This is a genomic window from Micromonospora sp. C41, assembly GCF_018070485.1.
Taxonomy (GTDB): Bacteria; Actinomycetota; Actinomycetes; order Mycobacteriales; family Micromonosporaceae; genus Micromonospora; species Micromonospora chalcea.
The window spans coordinates 15,115-29,834 of the sequence record NZ_JAGPXP010000009.1; the positions used below are offsets into that span (position 1 = coordinate 15,115).

13 protein-coding genes are annotated in these 14,720 nt (G+C 74.5%); 7 read left to right on the top strand and 6 right to left on the bottom strand.

The window, feature by feature from the left end; translation table 11 throughout:
• The first annotated feature begins 6 nt into the window (after window positions 1-6).
• The 6 genes from KBX43_RS12295 (at window position 7) to efeB (ending at window position 7,531) form a co-directional block, all read left to right on the top strand.
• Window positions 7-1,029, top strand: coding sequence for a cation diffusion facilitator family transporter (locus tag KBX43_RS12295; protein WP_210884453.1), 1,023 nt, complete (start codon window positions 7-9; stop codon window positions 1,027-1,029).
• A gap of 3 nt (window positions 1,030-1,032) precedes the next feature.
• Window positions 1,033-2,193 (top strand): mannose-6-phosphate isomerase, class I, encoded by a 1,161-nt coding sequence (gene manA / locus KBX43_RS12300; protein WP_210884455.1) that lies wholly within the window; start codon window positions 1,033-1,035, stop codon window positions 2,191-2,193.
• Window positions 2,194-2,491: 298 nt separating this feature from the next.
• Window positions 2,492-3,991 carry an adenosylhomocysteinase gene (gene ahcY, locus KBX43_RS12305; protein ID WP_043326405.1) on the top strand — a complete coding sequence of 500 codons (1,500 nt, stop codon included), beginning with the start codon at window positions 2,492-2,494 and terminating at the stop codon, window positions 3,989-3,991.
• Window positions 3,992-4,166: 175 nt separating this feature from the next.
• Window positions 4,167-5,054 carry an iron uptake transporter permease EfeU gene (gene efeU / locus KBX43_RS12310; RefSeq protein ID WP_043326403.1) on the top strand — a complete coding sequence of 296 codons (888 nt, stop codon included), beginning with the start codon at window positions 4,167-4,169 and terminating at the stop codon, window positions 5,052-5,054.
• A gap of 27 nt (window positions 5,055-5,081) precedes the next feature.
• Window positions 5,082-6,212 carry an iron uptake system protein EfeO gene (gene efeO / locus KBX43_RS12315; protein ID WP_104113183.1) on the top strand — a complete coding sequence of 377 codons (1,131 nt, stop codon included), beginning with the start codon at window positions 5,082-5,084 and terminating at the stop codon, window positions 6,210-6,212.
• Window positions 6,209-7,531 (top strand): iron uptake transporter deferrochelatase/peroxidase subunit, encoded by a 1,323-nt coding sequence (efeB, locus tag KBX43_RS12320; protein ID WP_043326398.1) that lies wholly within the window; start codon window positions 6,209-6,211, stop codon window positions 7,529-7,531. The genes efeO and efeB overlap by 4 nt, the downstream gene beginning before the upstream one ends.
• A gap of 26 nt (window positions 7,532-7,557) precedes the next feature.
• Here the strand turns inward: efeB and KBX43_RS12325 are convergent, their stop codons facing one another.
• Entirely contained in the window at window positions 7,558-8,532 is a 975-nt protein-coding gene (locus tag KBX43_RS12325; RefSeq protein WP_307851511.1) for an RDD family protein, read from the bottom strand.
• Between the two features lie 41 nt (window positions 8,533-8,573).
• Here KBX43_RS12325 and KBX43_RS12330 point away from each other — a divergent pair, with 41 nt between their 5' ends.
• A complete protein-coding gene (locus KBX43_RS12330) occupies window positions 8,574-9,527 on the top strand; it encodes a stage II sporulation protein M (RefSeq protein WP_043326396.1) in 954 nt (317 codons plus the stop codon).
• Here the strand turns inward: KBX43_RS12330 and KBX43_RS12335 are convergent.
• From KBX43_RS12335 to KBX43_RS12355, 5 genes are read right to left on the bottom strand one after another with little or no spacing between them, the layout of a single operon-like run.
• Window positions 9,505-10,815, bottom strand: coding sequence for a DUF58 domain-containing protein (locus tag KBX43_RS12335; RefSeq protein ID WP_210884457.1), 1,311 nt, complete (start codon window positions 10,813-10,815; stop codon window positions 9,505-9,507). The two genes, KBX43_RS12330 and KBX43_RS12335, sit on opposite strands and share 23 nt — an antisense overlap.
• A complete protein-coding gene (locus KBX43_RS12340) occupies window positions 10,812-11,789 on the bottom strand; it encodes a MoxR family ATPase (protein ID WP_030501401.1) in 978 nt (325 codons plus the stop codon). Before KBX43_RS12340 ends, KBX43_RS12335 begins: the two co-directional genes overlap by 4 nt.
• Window positions 11,786-13,084, bottom strand: coding sequence for a DUF4350 domain-containing protein (locus tag KBX43_RS12345; protein WP_210884458.1), 1,299 nt, complete (start codon window positions 13,082-13,084; stop codon window positions 11,786-11,788). The genes KBX43_RS12340 and KBX43_RS12345 overlap by 4 nt, the downstream gene beginning before the upstream one ends.
• Entirely contained in the window at window positions 13,081-13,680 is a 600-nt protein-coding gene (locus KBX43_RS12350; RefSeq protein WP_064447734.1) for a DUF4129 domain-containing protein, read from the bottom strand. The genes KBX43_RS12345 and KBX43_RS12350 overlap by 4 nt, the downstream gene beginning before the upstream one ends.
• Entirely contained in the window at window positions 13,677-14,522 is an 846-nt protein-coding gene (locus KBX43_RS12355; RefSeq protein ID WP_210884459.1) for a hypothetical protein, read from the bottom strand. Before KBX43_RS12355 ends, KBX43_RS12350 begins: the two co-directional genes overlap by 4 nt.
• Between the last annotated feature and the right edge of the window lie 198 nt (window positions 14,523-14,720).

Consider the following 14,720-nt stretch of genomic DNA (forward strand, 5'->3'; position numbering starts at 1 on the left):
CGGGGAATGAGCGCGAACGGGGGCACGAAGGCGATCGTCGCCGCCCTGGCGGCGAACCTCGGTATCGCCGTCACCAAGTTCGTCGCGTTCGCCCTCACCGGCTCGTCGTCGATGCTGGCCGAGTCGATCCACTCGGTGGCCGACTCGGGCAACCAGGGCCTGCTGCTGCTCGGTGGCCGGCGGGCCAAGCGGCAGGCCACGCCGCAGCACCCGTTCGGGTACGGCCGGGAGCGCTACATCTACGCGTTCATCGTGGCGATCGTGCTGTTCAGCCTCGGTGGCCTGTTCGCGCTCTACGAGGCGTACCACAAGGCGTCCGATCCGCACCCGATCGAGAGCTGGCAGTGGGTGCCGGTGGCGGTGCTGGTGGCCGCGATCGTGATGGAGGGCTTCTCCTTCCGTACCGCGATCAAGGAGTCCAACCTGGTCCGGGGCAACCAGACCTGGGTGCGGTTCATCCGCCGGGCCAAGGCCCCGGAGCTGCCGGTGGTGCTGCTGGAGGACTTCGGCGCGCTCGTCGGTCTGGTCTTCGCGCTGTTCGGCGTCGGCATGACGCTGATCACCGGAAACGGCATGTGGGACGCGGCGGGCACCGCGATGATCGGTGTGCTGCTCGTGGTCATCGCGGTCACGCTGGCGATCGAGACCAAGAGCCTGCTGCTCGGCGAGGGCGCGGAGCAGGGCGAGCTGGCCAAGATCGAGCAGGCCGTCACGAGCGGTCCCGAGGTCGAGCGGATCATCCACATGAAGACGCTCTACCTGGGCCCCGAGGAGCTGATGGTGGCCGCGAAGATCGCGGTGCCGGCCTGGGAGACCGCCGAGGACCTGGCCCGCGACATCAACGCGGTCGAGGCCCGGATCCGGCGTGAGGTGCCGACCGCCCGGGTGATCTACCTGGAGCCGGACATCTACTCGCCGGAGGCGGAGCGGGCGGGCACCGGGCAGGCGGCGGCGACCGCCGTCCCGGAGGCCGCGACCACCGGCGAGGCGCACGCGGCCGACGAGGTGGCCGGGCGGCCTGGGAGCTGACCGATGGAGCTGTTGCAGGGCCGGATCCGCGACTACGCCTGGGGCTCGCGCACCGCGATCGCCGAGTTGCAGGGGCGGCCGGTGCCGAGCAACGGGCCGGAGGCGGAGCTGTGGCTGGGCGCCCACCCGGGCGCACCGGGCACCGTTCAGCGGGACGGCCGTCCGGTCAGCCTCACCGAGTTGCTGGTGGCCGAGCCGGGCCACTGGCTGGGTGAGCGGCTGGTCGGCCGGTTCGGCACCCGGCTGCCGTTCCTGCTGAAGGTGCTGGCCGCCGACTCCCCGCTGAGCCTCCAGGCCCATCCGGACGCCGAGCAGGCCCGCGCCGGGCACGCCGCCGACGTGGAGCGGATCAACTACGTGGATCCGTACCACAAGCCGGAGCTGCTGGTGGCGCTCTCGGAGTTCGACGCGCTGTGCGGCTTCCGCGATCCGGGGGAGTCGGCGGCGGCGATCGCCGCGTTCGGCGTACCCGCGCTGGAACCTGTGGTGGCGGCGTTGCGCGCCGGGCAGGCGGGGCTGCGGGAGGCGGTACGCCTGCTGTTGAGCTGGCCGCGGGCGGAGCGCGCCGGGCTGGTGGCGGCCGTGCTGGCGGCGGCGGACGCCGGTCCCGGGTCGGCGGACGCCGAGCTGGTACGCACGCTGGCGGCCGGCTATCCGGAGGATCCGGGCGTGGTGGTGGCGTTGCTGTTGCACCACGTCCGGCTGGCGCCCGGCGAGGGCATCTGGATGCCGGCCGGGAACCTGCACGCCTACCTGCGCGGCACCGGCGTGGAGATCATGGCGGCCAGCGACAACGTGCTGCGTGGCGGGCTGACCCCGAAGCGGGTGGACGTGGACGAGCTGCTGCGGGTGCTCCGGTTCGAGGTGCTGACCGAGCCGGTGCTGCGGCCGGAGACGGTGGCGCCCGGGGTGCTGACGTGGCCGGTGCCGGTGGAGGACTTCGCGCTGCACCGGGTCGAGGTCGCCACCGGGGCGCCGGGGGCGCGGTTGACGCTGCCCGGGCCGCGGGTGGTGCTCTGCCGGACCGGGAAGCTCACCGTGGACGACGGGGTGGGCGTGGTCACGCTGGGCGCGGGACAGGCCGCTGTGGGCACGGCGGCGGGAGGTCCGCTGACGCTGAGCGGGGACGGCGAGGCGTTCGTCGCCACCTGTGGCCTGCGCTGAGCGCTCAGCCAAAGCCGCAAGTCCGACTTTCCTGAAATGGCTTGACGGCCCACTGGCGTGGTGTGACCCTATGGGTACGCAGCGTTGTCGCGACGAAGGTCCGATGACGTGCGGGGGAACCAAACCGGGGGGATGCACGGGGCGGCCGGGCCGTGGACGGAAAGTCCGTCCACGACCGACCGCCCCGTGCGCTGTCCGCCGACCGGCCGATTGTGTGCTCGGTCAACCGGGCACCGGCCGGGTGGGTCGCGCGCGTAAGGTGGAAGGCTGCGCACCACATCGTTCGACAGGAGCTTCCATGACCAGCACCCTCCCCGCGGCCTCCAGCGGCGCGTCGTCGCAGGCTCGGCCGAGCACCCTCGCCGAGGGCGACTACAAGGTGGCGGATCTGTCGCTCGCCGCGTTCGGTCGCAAGGAGATCCGGCTCGCCGAGCACGAGATGCCCGGCCTGATGGCGATCCGGCGTGAGTTCGCCGAGGCCCAGCCGCTGGCCGGCGCCCGCATCACCGGCTCGCTGCACATGACCGTCCAGACCGCCGTCCTGATCGAGACCCTTGTCGCGCTCGGCGCGCAGGTCCGCTGGGCGTCCTGCAACATCTTCTCCACCCAGGACCACGCCGCCGCGGCGATCGTGGTCGGCCCCGAGGGCACCCCGGAGGCCCCGGCCGGCGTGCCGGTCTACGCCTGGAAGGGCGAGACGCTGCCGGAGTACTGGTGGTGCACCGAGCAGGTGCTCGCCTGGCCGGACGGGCAGGGCCCGAACATGATCCTGGACGACGGCGGCGACGCCACCCTGCTCGTCCACAAGGGCGCCGAGTTCGAGAAGGCGGGCGCCGTACCGCCGGTCGAGTCCGCCGACTCCGAGGAGTACGCGGTCATCCTCGAACTGCTGCACCGCTCGCTGGCCGAGGACAACCAGCGCTGGACCCGGATCGCCGCCGGCATCAAGGGCGTCACCGAGGAGACCACCACCGGTGTGCACCGGCTCTACGAGATGCACCGCGCCGGCACGCTGCTCTTCCCGGCCATCAACGTCAACGACTCGGTGACCAAGAGCAAGTTCGACAACAAGTACGGCTGCCGCCACTCGCTCATCGACGGCATCAACCGGGCCACCGACGTGCTGATCGGCGGCAAGATGGCAGTGGTCATGGGCTACGGCGACGTGGGCAAGGGCTGCGCCGAGTCGCTGCGCGGCCAGGGCGCCCGGGTCGTGGTGACCGAGGTCGACCCGATCTGCGCGCTCCAGGCGGCGATGGACGGCTACCAGGTCGCCACGCTGGACGACGTGGTCGAGCAGGCGGACATCTTCATCACCGCGACCGGCTGCTTCGACGTCATCACCAACGAGCACATGGCCCGGATGAAGCACCAGGCCATCGTGGGCAACATCGGCCACTTCGACAACGAGATCGACATGGCCGGCCTGGCCAAGCGCAGCGACGTGACCCGGGAGAACATCAAGCCGCAGGTCGACGTGTGGCGCTTCGACGACGGCCACGCGATCATCGTGCTCTCCGAGGGCCGCCTGCTGAACCTGGGCAACGCCACCGGCCACCCGAGCTTCGTGATGTCGAACTCGTTCGCCAACCAGACGATCGCCCAGATCGAGCTGTTCACCAAGACCGAGGAATACCCGATCGGCGTCTACGTGCTGCCCAAGCACCTGGACGAGAAGGTCGCCCGGCTGCACCTGGACGCGCTCGGCGCGAAGCTGACCACGCTCACCAAGGAGCAGGCCGCCTACCTGGGCGTCTCCACGGAGGGCCCGTTCAAGCCCGACCACTACCGCTACTGAGTTCACACTCCGGAAGGGACCGGGGTCGGCCGCCGCGCGGCCGTCCCGGTCCCTTTTCGCGTACGGGGTGGGCCGGCGGGTGCCGAACCGGGTGACGTTACCGCGATCAGCTTGACGTTTGCTGTGAACAGGAGGAAGGTATGCCTGCCCTAAGTTAGCGACCACGGAGCAGCTGATGTTCGCCACGTACCTGATCGGCCTGCGCGAGGGCCTGGAAGCGACACTTGTGGTCAGCATCCTCGTCGCGTTCCTGGTGAAGTCGCAGCGCCGCGACCGGCTGCCGCAGGTGTGGACCGGCGTCGGCCTGGCCGTGGCGCTCTCCGTCGGCTTCGGCTCGCTCATCCAGTACACCTCGACCTCGCTGCTGCGCACCTCGGAGTCGCGCGAGCTGTTCGAGGCGGTCACCTCGGTCGCCGCCGTGGTGTTCGTGACCTGGATGATCTTCTGGATGCGCCGGGCCGCCCGCACCATCGCGGGTGAGCTGCGCGGCAAGCTCACCGACGCGCTCGCGGTCGGCTCCCTGGCGGTCGCCGGCATGGCGTTCCTCGCGGTCATCCGGGAGGGCCTGGAGACCGCGCTGATCTTCTACGCCGCCGCCGAGAGCGCGGCCGGCGGCACCGGGCCCGGCTCGCTGCTCGCCCTGGCCGGCGGCATCGCCACCGCCGTGGTGATCGGCTTCCTGCTCTACCGCAGCGCCGTCCGGATCAACCTCAGCCGGTTCTTCACCTGGACCGGGGCGCTGCTCATCCTGGTGGCCGCCGGCATCCTCAAGTACGGCGTGCACGACTTCCAGGAAGCGGGCGTGCTGCCCGGCCTGAACGACCTCGCCTTCGACATCTCCACCACGCTCGACCCGAACGCCTGGTACGGCGCACTGCTCGCCGGCATGTTCAACGTCACCGCCGCGCCGACGGTGCTGGAGCTGGTCGCCTGGGTCGCGTACGCGGTCCCGGTGCTCGTGCTCTTCCTGCGCAAGCCCGCCCGGCCCGCCAAGCCGGTTCCGGCCGCCGCCACACCCGCCGCGCCGGCCGACGTCGCCGCTGTTCCGTCCCCCCGCGCCTGAACCACCCGTTCCCGAGGAGACCGCACGATGCGTACCACCCGACTCGTCGCGCCCGCCGCCGCCGGGCTGCTCGCCGTCGCCGGACTGACCGGCTGCGGGGGCGGTGACGACGCCGACGCCAAGAACGGCGGGCCGATCGCAGTCAAGGCCACCGACACCGTCTGCGAGGTCGCCGACACCGAGATCGACGCCGGTCAGGTCACGTTCAAGGTGACGAACAACGGTTCCAAGGTCAACGAGTTCTACGTCTACGCCGCCGGTGACCGGGTGATGGGCGAGGTGGAGAACATCGCCCCCGGGCTCAGCCGGGAGCTGCGCGTCGAGCTGACCGCCGGCACGTACGAGACGGCCTGCAAGCCGGGAATGAGCGGCCGGGGCATCCGGGGCGCGCTGAAGGTGAGCGGCACCGCCGCGACTGTCGCCCCCGACGCCGCGCTGACCCAGGCCACCGCCAGCTACCAGCGGTACGTGCGCAGCCAGACCGCCGCGCTGCTGACGAAGACCGAGGAGTTCGTGGCCGCGGTCAAGGCGAACGACGTGGCGAAGGCCAAGGCGCTGTACCCGGTGGCCCGCACCTACTGGGAGCGGATCGAGCCGGTCGCGGAGAGCTTCGGCGACCTCGACCCGAAGATCGACGGCCGCGAGGAGGTGGTCGAGGAGGGCATGGAGTTCACCGGCTTCCACCGGATCGAGAAGGACCTCTGGACCACCGGCGACGTCAGCTCCGACGGCCCGATCGCCGACCGGCTCCTGGCCGACGTCAAGGCGATCGTGGCCAAGGCGGACGCCGAGAAGCTCACCCCGCTCCAGCTCGCCAACGGCGCCAAGGCGCTGCTCGACGAGGTCGCCAGCGGGAAGATCACCGGCGAGGAGGAGCGCTACTCGCACACCGACCTCTGGGACTTCAACGCCAACCTGGAGGGCTCCAAGGCGGCCATCGCCGCGCTGCGTCCGGCGCTGGAGCAGCGCGCGCCCGACCTCGTCAAGCAGCTCGACAGCGAGTTCGCGAACGTGGAGACCACGCTCGGCAAGCACCGCGCCGGCGACGGCTGGAAGCTGCACACCCAGCTCGGCAAGGACGAGCTGAAGGAGCTGTCGGACGCGGTCAACGCGCTGGCCGAGCCGGTCAGCAAGGTCGCGGCGGCAGTCGCGCGATGACCGGCCCGGCCGGCGGTGACGCGACGAGCGAGCCGAACCGCGAGCGGACCGGCCGCGGCCTGTCCCGGCGCCGGGCGATGACCCTGGCCGGCGTCGGCGTGGCCGGTGTCGCCGGGGTGGCGGGTGGCGCGGGCGCGCTGCTCGCCGGCGGGAACGAGGCATCAGCGACCGGATCGGCCGCCGGTTCCGTGCCGTTCCTCGGCGAGCACCAGGCCGGCATCACCACCCCGGCCCAGGACCGGCTGCACTTCGTCGCGTTCGACGTGGTCACCAAGGACCGGGACCGGCTCGTCGCCATGCTCCAGGAGTGGACCGCCGCCGCGGCCCGGATGACCGCCGGGAAGGACGCCGGGGTGATCGGCGCGGTCGGCGGCATGCCCGAGGCTCCGCCGGACGACACCGGCGAGGCGCTCGGGCTGCCCCCGTCGCAGCTCACCCTCACCGTGGGCTTCGGACCGACGCTGTTCCGCGACGCGCAGGGCCGGGACCGTTTCGGCATCGCCGCCCGGCGTCCGGCCGCCCTGGCCGACCTGCCGCACTTCGCCGGGGACGCGCTGCGGCCGGAACTGTCCGGCGGCGACATCTGCGTCCAGGCGTGCGCCAACGACCCGCAGGTCGCGGTGCACGCCATCCGCAACCTCGCCCGGATCGGCATGGGCGTGGTGAGCGTCCGCTGGTCGCAGCTCGGCTTCGGGCGTACCTCGTCGACGTCGCGGGACCAGGCCACGCCGCGCAACCTGTTCGGCTTCAAGGACGGCACCGCCAACCTCAAGGCCGAGGACGCCGCCCTGCTCCGCGACCAGCTCTGGGTGCAGCCCGGTGACGGCCCGGACTGGATGACCGGCGGCTCCTACCTGGTCACCCGGAAGATCCGGATGCTGATCGAGACGTGGGACCGCAGCCCGCTGGCCGAACAGGAGATGATCGTCGGCCGGACCAAGGGCAGCGGCGCGCCGATCGGCCGCCGGGACGAGTTCGACGAGCCGGACTTCGCCGCCAGGGGCGACGACGGCGAGCCGCTCATCGCCGACACCGCGCACGTACGGCTGGCCCACCCGGACACCAACGACGGCGCCCGCCTGCTGCGCCGCGGCTACAACTTCGTGGACGGCTCGGACGGGCTGGGCCGGCTCGACGCCGGGCTGTTCTTCATCGCCTACCAGCGCGACCCGCGCCGGCAGTTCGTGCCGATCCAGACCCGGCTGGCCCGCAACGACGCGATGAACGAATACCTGCGGCACGTCTCCAGCGGCCTGTTCGCCTGCCCGCCCGGCCTGCGCGACGCAGCCGACTGGTGGGGGCGCGCGCTGTTCTCCTGAAGCCGGCTCAGCTCACCCGAGGCGGCTCAGCGGCGTACCGGATCGGGTTCGACCTGCGGCGCGGCGGGCCGCAACCGGCCCGCGCCCGGCCCGGCGGGGCCTGGCAGGACGGCGCCCGGCCCGGTGGAGCCCGGCACCACGGCGGGCGCCGGGACCAGCTCCGGCCAGAGCGTGGCGGCGACCGCCCGGCTGCGGCCCAGCCGGTGCGCCGCCCGCCGCCCCCGCTCGGCGAGCACCGCCGACAGGTACGCCCAGTCCGGCGCGGCCCACGGCGGAGGCGGCGAGGTGACCGCCGCGACCTCCGTCCACAGCCCCCGGCCCAGCCGGAACCGGTCCGGTTCGGCGAGCTGGGGCAGCCGGTCCAGGTACTGCCGCACGGCCAGCGCCAGCCCGTCGTCGAGGCGGGTCAGGTCGAGCGTGCCGGCCCAGGCCAGCAGCGGCGGCGCGGCCGGCGGCAGCGGCCGCCACAGCGTCGCCCCCCGGGTGTGCACCACGAGCGTGCCGGCGACCAGGTCACCCAGCCGGCGTCCGCGCGGGTCGGTGACCATCACCGTGACGCTCGCCGCCCAGCTCAGCAGCGGCAGCACCAGCCCGGGCCACTCCACCGCGACGCCGACGAGCGCCCGCGTCAGCGACTGGCCCACCCCCACCGGGCCGCCGTCGGCCCGGACCACCCGCAGCCCGACGGCCAGCTTGCCCACCGTCCGGCCACCGGCGAAACGTTCCATCACCACCGGATAGCCGATCAGCACCAGCACCAGCAGCACGATCTGCAGCGCCCCCGCCAGGGCGGCGTCGAGGTAGTCCCCGAGCAGGGCGAGCGCCACCATCCCCAGCACCGCGCCGAGCACGAGCGCCAGCGCCAGCGCGATCACCGCGTCGATCAGCAGGGCCAGCACCCGGGAGCCCAGCCGGGCCGCCCGGACGTCCAGCTCCACCGCCTCGCCGCTGACCAGACCGGCGTCGGCCCACCGGGGCGGTGGGGGAGGTTGCGCGCGCACCCCGACAGTGAACACCATGGACGCCGAACGGGGGAGGGCGAGTGGATCTCGATGCGTACGTGGCCGAACACAACGCCGAATGGCGGCGGCTGGAGTACCTGACCGGGCGGCGTCGCCTCGACGCGGCAGAGGTCGACGAGCTGGTGGCGCTCTACCAGCGCAGCGCCACGCACCTGTCCGCCCTGCGCGCCCGGGCGCCCGAGCCGGCGCTGGTCAACCGCCTGTCCCACCTGGTCCTCGCGGCCCGTGCCCGGGTCACCGGCCGTCAGCGGTTCTCCTGGGCGGCGGTGGGCCGGTTCCTGGCCGCCGACCTGCCCGCCGCCCTCTACCGGGCCTGGCCGTGGTGGTGCGGCGTGGCCACCGGGTTCAGCCTGCTCACCGCGTTCCTCATCTGGTTCGTCGCCGGCAACCCGGACACCGCCGCCGCGTTCGTCGGCGACGAAGCCGCCCGGGAACTCGTCGACTCCGGTTTCGCCGGCTACTACACCGAGTTCGCCGCGCCCACCTTCGCGTTCCACCTGTGGACGCACAACGCCTGGCTGGCCGCCCAGTGCCTGGCCGCCGGCGTGCTCGTGGTGCCGGTGCTCTGGCTGCTGTGGCAGAACGCGCTGAACATCGGCGTGGTCGGCGGCGTGATGGTCGCCTACGGCCGGGGAGACGTCTTCTTCGGCCTGATCACACCGCACGGCCTGCTGGAACTGACCGGCATCTACGTCGCCGCCGGGGTCGGACTGCGTACCGCCTGGGCCTGGATCGCCCCGCCCGCGGACCTCGGGCGCGGCCGGGCGGTCGCCGAGGCGGGCCGGCTCGCCGTCGTGGTCGCGGCCGGGCTGGTCGGCCTGTTCGCGGTCTCCGCGCTGGTCGAGGCGTTCGTCACCCCGGCGCCGCTGCCGGTCGCGCTCCGGGTGGCCGCCGGCGCCGCGGTGTGGCTGACCTTCCTCGCGTACGCGCTGGTGCTCGGCCGGCGCGCGGTCAGAGCTGACCGAGGGACTTGAGCCGCAGGTAGGTGTCCGCGACGGCCGGGGCGAGCCGGTGCGCCGGCACGTCCACCACCGTCACCCCGTAGCGGGACAGCGCGGCGCGTACCCGGTCCCGCTCGGCCAGCGCCCGCCACGCCGACGCGGCCGCGTACGGGTCGTCCGGGCCGGTCGGGGTGGCAGTGGCGAGCCTGCTCAGCACCGGGTCGCTGCCGGCGGCCAGCACCACCCGGTGCCGGGTCGCCAGCCGGGGCAGCACCGGCAGCAGCCCTTCGCCGATCGCGCCCGCCTCCAGCGCGGTGAACAGCACCACCAGGCTGCGCTGCCGCTCCCGGCGCAGCACCTCCCCGGCGATCAGCTCGAAGTCGGTCTCGGCGAGCGTCGGCTCCAGCGGCGCCACCGCCTCGACCAGCCGGGCGAGCAGGGCCGGACGGCCGCTGCCGGTCACCCGCGCCCGGATCTCGGTGTCCGCCGCCAGCAGGTCCACCCGGTCACCGGCGCGGGCCGCGAGCGCGGTGAGCAGCAGCGCCGCGTCGATGGCGGTGTCCAGCCGGGGCTCGTCGCCCAGCCGGACCGCCGAGGTGCGGCCGGTGTCGAGCACGCAGACCAGGCGCCGGTCCCGTTCCGGGCGCCAGGTGCGGACCAGGATGTCGGCGCGCCGGGCGCTGCCCCGCCAGTCGATCGAACGGACGTCGTCGCCCACCGCGTACTCGCGCAGCGTGTCGAACTCGGTGCCGTGGCCGCGCCCCCGGGTCACCTGCACACCGTCGATGACCCGCAGCCGGGCGAGCTTCTCCGGCAGGTGCCGGCGGGAGTCGAACCGGGGCAGCACCCGCAGCGTCCACGGCGGGGTGGCGGGCTGCCCGGCGCGCTGCCGGGCGCCCAGGCGCATCGGCCCGAGCGAGCGTACGGTCAGCGCCACCGCGGGCCGGTCGCCGCGCCGGGTCGGGGTGAGCCGGACCGGCAGCGTGGCGACGCCACCGGGCGGCACGGTGAGCAGGCGCTGCGGCGGCACGTCCGGGCGGGCCCCGGCCGACGGCACCCAGGCGTCGCGCACCTGGGCGTACAGCGTGTGGTGGGTCGGGTTGGTCAGGTGCAGCGTGACGGTGGCGGTGCCGCCGAGCCGCACCGTACGGTCGCCGGAGCGGGTCACCGTGAGCGCGTGCGGCGGGGCGGCCATCGCCCGGTCGAGCGCCACCAGCAGCAGCACCACGACGGTCAGCACGGCCATCCCGACGAACGGCGCCGGCCAGAACGGCAGCGTCAGCGCGCCCACGCCGAGCAGCAGACCCGCCCGCCAGGTCATCGCGGCGTCGGCACGGTGGCCAGCACCGAGTCCAGCACCGCGTCCACGGTCACGCCCTCCAGCTCCGCCTCCGGGCGCGGCCGCAGCCGGTGCCGCAGCGTGGGCCGGGCCACCGCCTTCACGTCGTCCGGCGTGACGTGGTCCCGGCCGGCCAGCCAGGACCACGCCTTGGCGGTGTTCAGCAGCGCGGTGGCGCCCCGGGGCGACGCGCCCAGCTCCAGCGCCGGGGCGGAACGGGTGCCCCGGCACAGGTCCACGATGTAGCCGAGCACCGGCTCGGCCACGTGCACCCGCTGCACCTCGGCCCGGGCCGCGGCCAGGTCCGCCGCACCGGCCACCGGGCGTACGCCCGCGGCACGCAGGTCGCGCGGGTCGAAACCGGCGTGGTGCGCGCGGAGCACACCCAACTCCTCCTCCCGCTCCGGCAGCGGCACCGTCAGCTTGAGCAGGAAGCGGTCGAGCTGCGCCTCGGGCAGCGGGTAGGTGCCCTCGTACTCGACCGGGTTCTGGGTGGCCGCGACGATGAACGGGTCGGGCAGCGGACGGCGCTCGCCCTCGACCGAGACCTGCCGCTCCTCCATCACCTCCAGCAGCGCCGACTGCGTCTTCGGCGGGGTGCGGTTGATCTCGTCGGCGAGGAGCAGGTTGGTGAAGACCGGCCCCTCCCGGAACGTGAACGCGGCGGTGCGCTGGTCGAAGATCAGCGAGCCGGTGACGTCGCCGGGCATCAGGTCGGGGGTGAACTGCACCCGCTTGGCGTCCAGGTCGAGCGCGGCGGCAAGCGTCCGCACCAGCAGCGTCTTGGCCACCCCCGGTACGCCCTCCAGCAGCACGTGCCCCCGGCAGAGCAGCGCGATCACCAGTCCGGTGACCACGGCGTCCTGCCCGACGACGGCCTTGGCCACCTCGGCGCGCAGCCGGTGCAGGGCGGCGCGGGCGCCGGACGGGGCGGTGGTCGTGACGGGTCCGGTCACCGGGTGTCTCCTTCGCTCGGATGCGGGGCCAGGGTACGGGTCAGGGCGTCCAGTTCGCGGGCCAGCTCCAGCAGCTCGCGGTCCTTCTCCGGGGCGGGGCCGTAGAGCAGTTCGGCCACCCGTTCCGGGTCGGCGCCGGCACGCTCGGCGATCCGGGCGGCCACCTCGTCGTCGGGCGTGTCCGGAGGCAGGTTGAGCCGGGGCAGGAGCCGGTCCAGCGCGGCGGCGCGCAGCGTCTCGGCGACCGTGTCCCGGGCGCCCGCCCGGCGGTAGAGCCGCGCCCGGCCGCGTACCGTCTCGGCGGCCCGCACGGTCACCGGCAGCGGCTCCGACACCGGTGGCCCGAGCCGGCGGGCCCGCCAGAGCACGACGAGCAGCCCGGCCAGGGCGAGCTGCGCCAGCAGCGCCCAGAACCACTGCGGGAAGGCGCCCCAGAGCGGGTTCTCCCACGGCGGGTCGGCGCGGTCGGGCGGGTCGGGCCGTTCCGACCGTCCGCCGTCGCCGCCCTGGGCGGGCTCCTCGGTGAAGGGTTCCGGGGACCAGCTCGGGCGGGTCGGGGCCGGTACCGGCTCGGGCAGGTCGAGCCAGACGAGCGGGCGATTCCCGCCGAGCAGACCGGTGGCGAGGGCTTCGTTGCCCCACTCGCCGATCCGGTCGTTGCGGAACGGGTCGCTGGCGCCGGCCAGCACCACCTCGACCCGGCCGGGGACGCGCAGCAACGCGCCGCCGTAGCAGTGGTCGACCTCGGCCGGCCCGGCGTAGCGCTGCAGGTCGATCGCGGCGGCGCCGGCCCGGACCGCCTCGGGCAGCGGGCACGGCGTGCCGTCCGCGTCCGGCGGCACGGCCCGCGCGGCCCAGCGCCGGGCGGCCGGCTCGACCGGCGTGTCCAGTTCGGCGAGCACCCGCGGGGAGGGTTCGACGAACACCAGGCGGGTGCCCGGGGGCAGGGCGGTCAGGCGGTCGAGCAGGTCCGGGTGCACCAGTCCGGGCGCGGGCACGAAGACGGTGCTCGGCGCGATGCCGGCGGTCTGCAGCACCCCGTCGAACGCCGTCTCCCGGCGCACCGACACACCCTGCGCGCGCAGCGCCTCGGCGAGCCGGCTGCCCCCGTCGTCGTCGGTGGCGACCGGGGAGAGGAAGCCGGGCTCGTCGGTGTCGGGCCGGTCGACGGCGTGCAGCACGAGCGTGGTCACGATCAGCAGCACGGCCAGCCCGAGCGGGACGAGCAGCCGGTGCCGCCGACGGCGCGGCGTCGCGGCGGTGGCCGTCTCCGCCGGCGTCACGGTGGCGGTCATCGCGGCTCCTCCCCGGTCAGCTCGCGACGCAGGTCGGCGGCGAGTTCACGCATCCGGTGGTCGTGCGCGGCGGTGGCGGGACGCTGGGCGTACCAGAGGTCGGAGAAGATCGCCCCGGCGGTGTGCAGCGTCGGCCGCACCTGGGGCCGGGCACGGGCCGCCGCCTCGGTCAGCTCGACCACTGTGAGCCCGGGGCGGGGCTCCACGACGTGCCGCGTGACCAGGAGCCGGACCATCTCGCGCAGCCGTTCCCGGACCGCCTCGGCGTACCGGCCCTCTGCCGCGAGCCGGTCGGCCAGCCCGGGCGCGCCGGCCGGCACGGCCTCCGGGGTCCGGGGCTCGGGCACGCGTACCGGCGGCGGATCGGAGCGGCGGCGGCGCGCGGGCCGGCGCAGGCGGGGAAGCCGCAGCCGGGGCAGGCGCGGCAGGCGCAGCCGGGGCAGTGAGAACCGGGGCAGCCGGCGGGGCACCCAGGCCGGGAAGAAGTACCAGCCCAGGGCGGCCAGCAGCGCGACCGCCAGCAGGATCAGCGCGGCCAGCGGCAGCGGCAGCAGGTCACCGAGGGCCGCGACCGTCTCGGTCCACCACCGGCTCACCGCTGCGCCGCCAGCAGGACCGGTTCCGGTACGCCGGGTCGCGCACGGGAGAGCCGGATGTCCAGCCCTTCGGTGCGGATCCGGGTCTCCAGGTGCAGCACCGCGTCCAGGCAGGCCAGCGCCGGGTACGCCAGCGCGTTCACCGCGGCGAAGGCGGCGACGGTCACCGGCAGCGCCCAGGCGGACACGTCGAACAGGCCCAGCATGCCGAGACCGTGATAGACGCCCAGCCCGATGCCGAGCCGGATCAGCCACCAGCCCAGGTAGCCCAGCAGCCGGACGGCGGCGGCCCGCGCGCTCACCCGGCCCGCCAGGCGGATCGCCCGCCACGGGGCCCGGTGTCCGGGCACCCCGTCCAGCACCAGCACCGGCACCACCAGGCCGAGCAGCCCGTACGCCAGGAACCAGCCCGGCCCGGTCAGTGCGGCGAGCGCGACGACGGGGCCGATCGCGACGGCGGCCAGCAGCGCGGCGCCAGGGCGGGAGCCGCGCAGCAGCTCGGCCGGCCCGGGACGGCGCCCCAGCAGGGCCGCGCCGGCGCCGCGCGCGGCCGGGCCGCCCAGCAGCGCGATGATCGCCGCCTCGGTGCCGGCGCCGGTCGCCAGCAGCAGCCAGTACCAGGGCAGCGAGTCACCGAAATCCGCCGGCCACCACTGCGGCGGGTCGGCCTCGACCAGCAGCCGCAGCGGGTGGAGCACCGCCTGCTCGGCGAGGGCCAGCAAGAGGGCGAGCGGGACGAGCACCCGGGCGTGGTCGCGCAGCAGCAGCACTGCCGCGTCGAGCAGTTCGCCGACGGTCAGCGGACGGCGCGGCAGCACCGCGGTCGGGCCGGCGTCGGGCACGCGTACTCCTGGCGGGCAGGGCGGAGGTGGCGGGCGGCGCGGCGCCCGAGGGATCATGGTTGCACGGCGGGTCCGCATCCGGTGGACCCGTCCGCCCTGACGCGCCACGCTGTGCGGCCACGCCGCTTGCTGTGGTGCGCGGGCCCGCTCGGCGCTACCGTGCCGTGGAGACGCCGAACCCCTCCAGACGAACGGGGA

Excerpts from the sequence above, each read along its gene's own strand:
- KBX43_RS12295 (WP_210884453.1), top strand. The coding sequence starts at position 7 with ATGAGCGCGAACGGGGGCACGAAGGCGATCGTCGCCGCCCTGGCGGCG.
- manA (WP_210884455.1), top strand. The coding sequence starts at position 1,033 with ATGGAGCTGTTGCAGGGCCGGATCCGCGACTACGCCTGGGGCTCGCGC.
- ahcY (WP_043326405.1), top strand. The coding sequence starts at position 2,492 with ATGACCAGCACCCTCCCCGCGGCCTCCAGCGGCGCGTCGTCGCAGGCT.
- efeU (WP_043326403.1), top strand. The coding sequence starts at position 4,167 with ATGTTCGCCACGTACCTGATCGGCCTGCGCGAGGGCCTGGAAGCGACA.
- efeO (WP_104113183.1), top strand. The coding sequence starts at position 5,082 with ATGCGTACCACCCGACTCGTCGCGCCCGCCGCCGCCGGGCTGCTCGCC.
- efeB (WP_043326398.1), top strand. The coding sequence starts at position 6,209 with ATGACCGGCCCGGCCGGCGGTGACGCGACGAGCGAGCCGAACCGCGAG.
- KBX43_RS12335 (WP_210884457.1), bottom strand. The coding sequence starts at position 10,815 with ATGACCTGGCGGGCGGGTCTGCTGCTCGGCGTGGGCGCGCTGACGCTG.
- KBX43_RS12345 (WP_210884458.1), bottom strand. The coding sequence starts at position 13,084 with ATGACCGCCACCGTGACGCCGGCGGAGACGGCCACCGCCGCGACGCCG.